7 protein-coding genes are annotated in these 6,450 nt (G+C 65.5%); 2 read left to right on the forward strand and 5 right to left on the reverse strand.

Annotated features, from left to right (window positions below):
* From V7Q39_RS18475 to V7Q39_RS18490, 4 genes are all read right to left on the reverse strand, one after another.
* Positions 1-234: GFA family protein (locus V7Q39_RS18475; protein ID WP_443082548.1), on the reverse strand; the 234-nt coding region annotated here is incomplete at its 3' end.
* A gap of 25 nt (positions 235-259) precedes the next feature.
* Positions 260-895 (reverse strand): YdeI/OmpD-associated family protein, encoded by a 636-nt coding sequence (locus V7Q39_RS18480; protein WP_333818080.1) that lies wholly within the window; start codon positions 893-895, stop codon positions 260-262.
* A 128-nt stretch (positions 896-1,023) separates the two neighbouring features.
* Positions 1,024-1,842 (reverse strand): nucleoside triphosphate pyrophosphohydrolase, encoded by an 819-nt coding sequence (gene mazG, locus V7Q39_RS18485; protein WP_333818081.1) that lies wholly within the window; start codon positions 1,840-1,842, stop codon positions 1,024-1,026.
* Between the two features lie 82 nt (positions 1,843-1,924).
* A complete protein-coding gene (locus V7Q39_RS18490) occupies positions 1,925-2,548 on the reverse strand; it encodes an outer membrane protein (protein WP_333818082.1) in 624 nt (207 codons plus the stop codon).
* Positions 2,549-2,914: 366 nt separating this feature from the next.
* Here V7Q39_RS18490 and V7Q39_RS18495 point away from each other — a divergent pair, with 366 nt between their 5' ends.
* Together V7Q39_RS18495 and V7Q39_RS18500 are read left to right on the forward strand one after the other, a co-directional pair.
* Positions 2,915-3,847, forward strand: coding sequence for a nucleoside hydrolase (locus V7Q39_RS18495; protein ID WP_333818083.1), 933 nt, complete (start codon positions 2,915-2,917; stop codon positions 3,845-3,847).
* A gap of 709 nt (positions 3,848-4,556) precedes the next feature.
* Entirely contained in the window at positions 4,557-6,047 is a 1,491-nt protein-coding gene (locus V7Q39_RS18500) for a serine/threonine protein kinase (RefSeq protein ID WP_333818084.1), read from the forward strand.
* A gap of 45 nt (positions 6,048-6,092) precedes the next feature.
* On the opposite strand, the gene V7Q39_RS18505 is transcribed toward V7Q39_RS18500, so the two are convergent.
* Positions 6,093-6,450 (reverse strand): sensor histidine kinase (locus V7Q39_RS18505; protein ID WP_333818085.1); only part of this gene is annotated, 358 nt, incomplete at its 5' end.

Raw genomic sequence — 6,450 nt, forward strand, 5'->3', positions numbered from 1 at the left:
CTTGCAGAACCAGTGCTTCGCGGTGCGGGTGTTGAACTGGTAGAGGGTCAGGTTGTCCGCGCCCGCCAGCAGGGTGAAATCTTCGAGCCGGGCCGAGATCACCACCGCGCCGCGCATCCGGCAAAAGGAACAGGTGCAGCGGCGGACGCTGCGGAACCCGTCGGGAAGGCGCAACTGGAAGCGGACCGCGCCACAGTGGCAGGCGGCGTCAAGGGTTTGCGCGGTGCTGGTCATCGGCAGTCCTTTCAGCATGGTCGCTTCAGTATTCGGTCGCGCCCTTCCCGGCCATGATCTTCGCCCGGCCCTTCTCGATGCGCGACAGCCGCGTCGCCGGGGTCTTCGTGCTGTTCAGATGCAGCGCCCAGCTTTTCTGCCGTCCCGGGGTGAGCGCGGCGAAGGCTTCGGCAAGCTCGGAATCGGCATCCAGCGCCTCGACCAGTTCGGGGGGCAGGTCGACCTCGGAGCGCTCCTTCTGGGGAAGGATGCCCTTCTCGGCATAGGACATCGCCTCGGCCAGATAGGCGCGGATCGTGGGCTCCAGCGCGGCGGGGGCATCGTTGTCGGTGAAGCGGAGGCAGTCGGGGTGCCGGGTGTTCGGTCCCTGTCTTTCCATCACGCCCTGGGGGTCCTGCATCAGGGCGGCATTGAAGAAGGTCAGGCGGAAATCGTCGCGGAAAGCCCCCATGATCGCGACGTTGCGGCCCGCGTGCATGTAGCAGGGATGCCCCCATTTCGCGGTTTCGGTAAGGCCCGCCGCGCGCGCGATCCGGCGGAGGGTGAGGAGGCCCGAGAGCCAGCGGCGGGTGGAGCAATCCGGCGTGGCAAAGCGATCACACCGGCCGCAGCCCTGGGTGAAGAAGACCTCGGGGTCGGTGATCATGGCTCGGTCGGGCATCGGGTCCTCCTGGCGCAATGAGTGTCCGTCCTTGGGGCCCGGGGCGCAAGCAAGAGATGAGCGCGGGCACGGGAAGACCCCGTCGGGTCGCCGACGGGCTCATGCCCTCCTGCGCGGCGGCGCTTCGCCTAAGGCTTGTGCTTGTCCTCGGCCTTGGCGCGGTTCCAGAGCGCGTCCATCTCGGCCAGGTCGCTGTCGGTGGGGGTGCGGCCGGTCTCGGCCAGCCAGTCCTCGATCCGGGCGAAACGCCGGGTGAACTTGGTGTTGGCACTGCGCAGCGCGGCCTCGGGATCGACCCTCAGATGGCGGGCGAGATTGGCCATCACGAAGAGAAGATCGCCAATCTCCTCGGTGAGATGGTCATGGGTCAGGCTGTCGCGGGCCTCGACAACCTCGCGGGCCTCTTCGGTAAGCTTGTCGAGGACCTCTCCGGTCGAAGGCCAGTCGAAGCCGACGCGGGCGGCGCGGTTCTGCAGCTTCAGCGCCCGGGTCAGCGCGGGAAGTGCTGCGGCCACGCCGTCAAGGGTACGGCCCCCCGGTTCTGCCGCCCCGCGTTCGCGCGCCTTCTGCGCTTCCCAGTCGCGGGTCTGCTGTTCGGCGGTCTTGTCGCGGTTGTCTGCGCCGAAGACATGCGGATGGCGGGCGATCATCTTGTCGGAAATCGCGGCGACGACATCGGCAAAGTCGAAATGCCCGGCCTCCGCGGCCATCCGGGCATGGTAAACCACCTGGAACAGAAGATCGCCCAACTCGCCCTTCAGCTCGCCCCAGGCCTGCCGCTCGATGGCATCGGCGACTTCGAAGGCCTCTTCCAGCGTATAGGGGGCGATGGTGGCGAAACTTTGCTCGATATCCCACGGGCAGCCGGTGGCGGGATCGCGCAGCGCGGCCATGATGGCGAGAAGCCGGTCGATGCCGGAGGGCGGAAGGTCGGAGGGAAGTGGCATGGGGCCTCGCGTCGGATGCGGGGCCAGCCTAGGTGCGGGCGGGGGTGAAGACCAGCCCCCGCGCTGAGGGGTCAGCCCCGGATCAGAACGACAGGCCGAAGCGCAGGGACAGCGAGTCGAGCCCGATCTCGCTGGTCTGCGGGCTGCCGTTGACCGAGATTCCGTCGACATCGCGCGCAAGGTATTCCAGCCCGATCCCGAAGCGGTCGTTGACGGAATACTCCACCCCGGCCCCGTAGGAGATGCCGCCGAAGTTTGTCGTGTCCGACGGGCGGGCGACCTCGACCTGCGACCAGCCGAGGACGCCGTAGGTCAGGAACCGGCCCTGCGCGATGCCCAGCGTGCTCTTCACGTCGAAGGCCTTGGAGAATTCGCGCGGGGTGCCCTGGATGGCGGAACCCGAGAGATTGGCCAGCTCCATCTCGCCGCCGTAGACGATGTTGCCCTGCTGCAGCCGGTAGCCGAGGAAGACCGAGCGCAGCGAGCCGCCGTCCACGCCATAGCTGGCGCTTGGGGTCTGGTCGTCTTGGCTGCCGGTGGTGCGGCCGAGGCCCAGGCCGGCGTAGGGACCGGTCCAGTCCGGACGGGGCATCGCCTCGGGCGGTGGGGGCAGGACCACAGGTTCATCGACAAGGGTCGGGCCACCGGCAAGGGCGGGCGACGCCAGGCATAGAACGGCTGCCGCAATGCGCAGAGGTCGGTTCATGGACTGCTCTCTTCGTTGAGCTCTTTCGGGGCAACATAGCAAAGGTGCCCCAGGATTGCGCTTCCGGTCGTAGTGCAGCTGAACCGATTGCCCGCAGGCTGATGCGGATTTGCATCGGCGGGCGTTCTTTGCGGCGGGACATGCGCCCGGAACGGCGGGTTGGCGCGGAGGCCACCTCGACCTTGCTCCGCAGCAGCGGGATGGGCCGCGAGCCCGACGAGGACCGCCCCGCCCGTTCCGGCGGAAGGCCGCGCGCCGGGGCGGGCACCGGCAGGATGCGGCGCGACCCCTGGGCGGCTTTTCCTGACCATCTGGACAAATTTCCTGCCATGCCGCTTACTCGCCCGCGCCAGAAGGAGCCCGCCCATGTCCCGCAAGATCATCATCGACACCGACCCCGGCCAGGACGACGCCGTCGCCATCCTGCTTGCGCTGGCCTCGCCGGAGTTGGAGGTCCTTGCGCTGACCGCCGTCGCAGGGAATGTGCCGCTCGCCCTCACCCAGCGGAATGCCCGCCAGATCATCGAACTGTCCGGCCACCGGACCCCGGTCTATGCCGGATGCGAGGCGCCGCTGCAGCGCAAGCTGGTCACCGCGGAATATGTGCATGGCAAGACCGGGCTCGACGGCATTCCCCTGCCCGAGCCGGTCTTGCCGCTGCAGCCCGGCCATGCCGTCGACTATCTGATCGACACGCTGCGCGCCCATCCGGCGGGCTCGATCACCCTCTGCCCGCTGGGACCGCTGACGAACATCGCCACCGCCTTCCAGCGCGCGCCCGACATCGTGCCGAAGGTGGCCGAGATCGTCCTGATGGGCGGCGGCTGTTTCGAGGGCGGCAACGTCACCCCGGCGGCCGAGTTCAACATCTACGTCGATCCGGAAGCCGCTGATATCGTGTTCAGATCCGGCGTTCCCCTTGTGGTGATGCCGCTGGATGTGACCCACAAGGCGCTGACCTCGCGCGCCTGGGTGGAGGAGATGCGTGCGCTCGGCACCCCCGTCGGCCAGGCCGTCGCGTCGTGGACCGATTTCTTCGAACGCTTCGACACCGCGAAATACGGCAGCGAGGGCGCGCCCCTTCACGACCCCTGCGTAATCGCCTACCTGCTGGAGCCCTCGCTCTTCACCGGACGCCACATCAATGTGGAGATCGAGACGGAAAGCGAATTGACCCTCGGCATGACGGTGGCCGACTGGTGGCGGGTGACCGGGCGTGCACCGAATGCGCTCTTCGTGGGAGGGGTGGACCGGGTGGGCTTCTACCGGCTGCTGACCGAGCGGTTGGGGAGGTTTTGAGGGGCGCGGTCGAACAAGGACACCATATTCCCACCACGCCACCGAAGCGATATCCCGTTCGGCTTTCCCACTTGGACTGCGTCGGATTTGCGCTGTGCAGTCGCCTGAGCTTTTTACGCTCCGTTCATATTGTCCTTGAGCGTCGGCGAGAAAGGCCAGACCGCCTTATGGGCATATTAATCGCGGCCCTCTTTGCCAGAGCGACATCGGAAAGCCGGGAGTTGGAAGGGCTGGCGGGCTTGGTCGTCAGGCCAGCCGCAAGACTGTATCCGCATCATCAACACGCAAGTCAGGGTTCACCCTGACTTACCCCAAGCGCCCGGCCGCGCCCCGAGGGGGGTCCACCCCCGAGATTCGGCAGCCGTTCCAAACCGGGGCGACAGCGGGGCGCCGGTGCTGACGCGTTCCCGCCCAAATAGTTAACAAAAAGTTAACGATGGATGAAGAGAAGACCTGATCCCGCATGCGGCGCTGCCAGCGGTCAGGGCACCGTCCGGCTGCGCGGAAACGGGCGCCCCCCCTCTTTTTGCCCCGTTTCCCTGCCCTCGTGAGCAGAACGGGATACAATCCAGGATTGTCAACAATGCCTGAGACACCCTGCTGCGCTGTTGCCGTTAGCCCCGCCCACCGACAACCCACAGCTGAATGATCTTGTCGGTAATTCCATTCATATGCCCCAATCCAGACACTTTTGCCGCACACCCTATGGTTGAGTGATCGTAGCGATTGTCGATTTTCCCCCGATCCTGAAACAACGCTGCCTGCACTGGATGATCCCGTCATGTATGTCGAGGATATTGCCCCGGACCCGAACTACTCCTCTCCGGATGAATTGCCGTCTGGGTCGGTATTGTTTCACGGGCAGTATGTAATCGACAAAGTGATCACCAGCGGCGGTTTCGGGATTGCGTATTTCGCCAAAGATCACTCCGGCAAGGATGTGGTGATCAAGGAGTGCTTCTCGGGTGCGCATTGCCGGCGGATGCGCAGCCGGGTCCGCCCGCGCAGTGCGGGCAGCCAGCGGGAAATGTCGAAGATCCTGAAATACTTCCTGAAGGAAGCCAGAAGCCTTTCGACGCTGAACCATCCCAACGTCGTCCATGTGCACCAGGTCTTCCAGGAAAACGACACCGCCTACATGGTGCTGGACCGCATCCGGGGCCACGATCTTCTGGACGTGATCGAGACCAACGAGGTCGCGCGGACACCCGACTGGATCGTGGCGCTGACGGTCAAGATGGTCGCGGCGCTGTCCTACGTCCACGCCAACGACATCCTTCATCGCGACGTCTCGCCGGACAACATCTTCATGACGCCCGACCACCAGCCGGTGCTGATCGATTTCGGCGCGTCGAGCTGGATCTCGGAAGGCGGGGTCGAGGGCAAGTCGGCGCTGACCATCGTCAAGGACGGCTACTCGCCGCACGAGCTTTACTTCGCCGGCGGGAATGTCGGCCCGTGGAGCGACATCTATTCGCTGGGCGCCTCGCTCTACCATGCCATCACCGGCACCGCCCCGCCCGACAGCCAGACCCGGATCGCGGCCCGTGCCGAGCGCAGGCCCGACCCCATGGCACCGCTGGCCGGCAACATCGCCGGCTATCCGGCCGGTTTCCTGGAAAGCATCGACAAGGCCCTGCGCATCTTTCCGGCAGAACGGCACCAGACCGCCGAGAGCTGGCTGGAGGATCTGAAATCACTCGATGGGCATAAGGAAACCGACGTGAAACTACTCGACAAGGCCCTGGGCTTCAAACGGCCGGTCCGGCCCGAGAAGCTGGCCCAGCCAAAGATTTCTTCGGAAACGACGAAAAACGAAACCACCCCAACCTTCAAAGGAAAAGACATGGCTCTCGATATTACTGCACTGAATGAGATTTCCGGTTTCATCGGCGGCTGCCTTGTGGACAGCGAAACGGGCATGATGCTGGCGGCCGTCGGCGGCGGCAAGTTCGACCTCGAGGCGGCCAGCGCCGCCAATACCGAGGTGGTGCGCGCCAAGAACCGCGCGATCCAGATGCTCGGCCTGAACGACTCGATCGAGGATATCCTGATCACGCTCGGGAAACAGTATCACCTGATCCGGCCGATGGAAAAATCGCCCACGATCTTCCTCTATGTCGCACTGGACAAGAAGGTCGCCAACCTTGGCCTGTCGCGCGTGCAGGTCAAGAAGGTCGAACAGTCGCTGGAACTTTAAGCACCCACGACAGCCGCTGCGCGCCGGAAACGGCGCGCAGTCGCCTCAGCCCAACGGCAGCACCACCGAAAACCGGCTCCCCTCGCCCATCGCGCTCTCCACCCGCAGCCAGCCCCGGTGACGGCTCACGATGTGCTTCACGATGGCCAGCCCGAGCCCCGTGCCCCCCATCTCGCGCGAGCGGTGCGAATCCACCCGGTAGAACCGTTCGGTCAGCCGCGGCAGATGAACCGGGTCGATCCCCTCGCCCTGATCGGCGACCTCTACCCGGACTGCCGGGCCGCGCACCGTCTCCTCCGGGGAAAGCGAGATCCGCACCACCTGGCCCGCGCCGCCGTATTTCAGCGCGTTCTCGATCAGGTTGGTGAAGACCTGGGTCAACTGGTCGGCGTCGCCCGGCACC

The organism is Tabrizicola sp., from assembly GCF_036781545.1.
GTDB lineage: Bacteria > Pseudomonadota > Alphaproteobacteria > Rhodobacterales > Rhodobacteraceae > Tabrizicola.

Coding starts and splice junctions, on each gene's coding strand:
- V7Q39_RS18480 (WP_333818080.1), bottom strand. CDS start 895: ATGCCCGACCGAGCCATGATCACCGACCCCGAGGTCTTCTTCACCCAG.
- mazG (WP_333818081.1), bottom strand. CDS start 1,842: ATGCCACTTCCCTCCGACCTTCCGCCCTCCGGCATCGACCGGCTTCTC.
- V7Q39_RS18490 (WP_333818082.1), bottom strand. CDS start 2,548: ATGAACCGACCTCTGCGCATTGCGGCAGCCGTTCTATGCCTGGCGTCG.
- V7Q39_RS18495 (WP_333818083.1), top strand. CDS start 2,915: ATGTCCCGCAAGATCATCATCGACACCGACCCCGGCCAGGACGACGCC.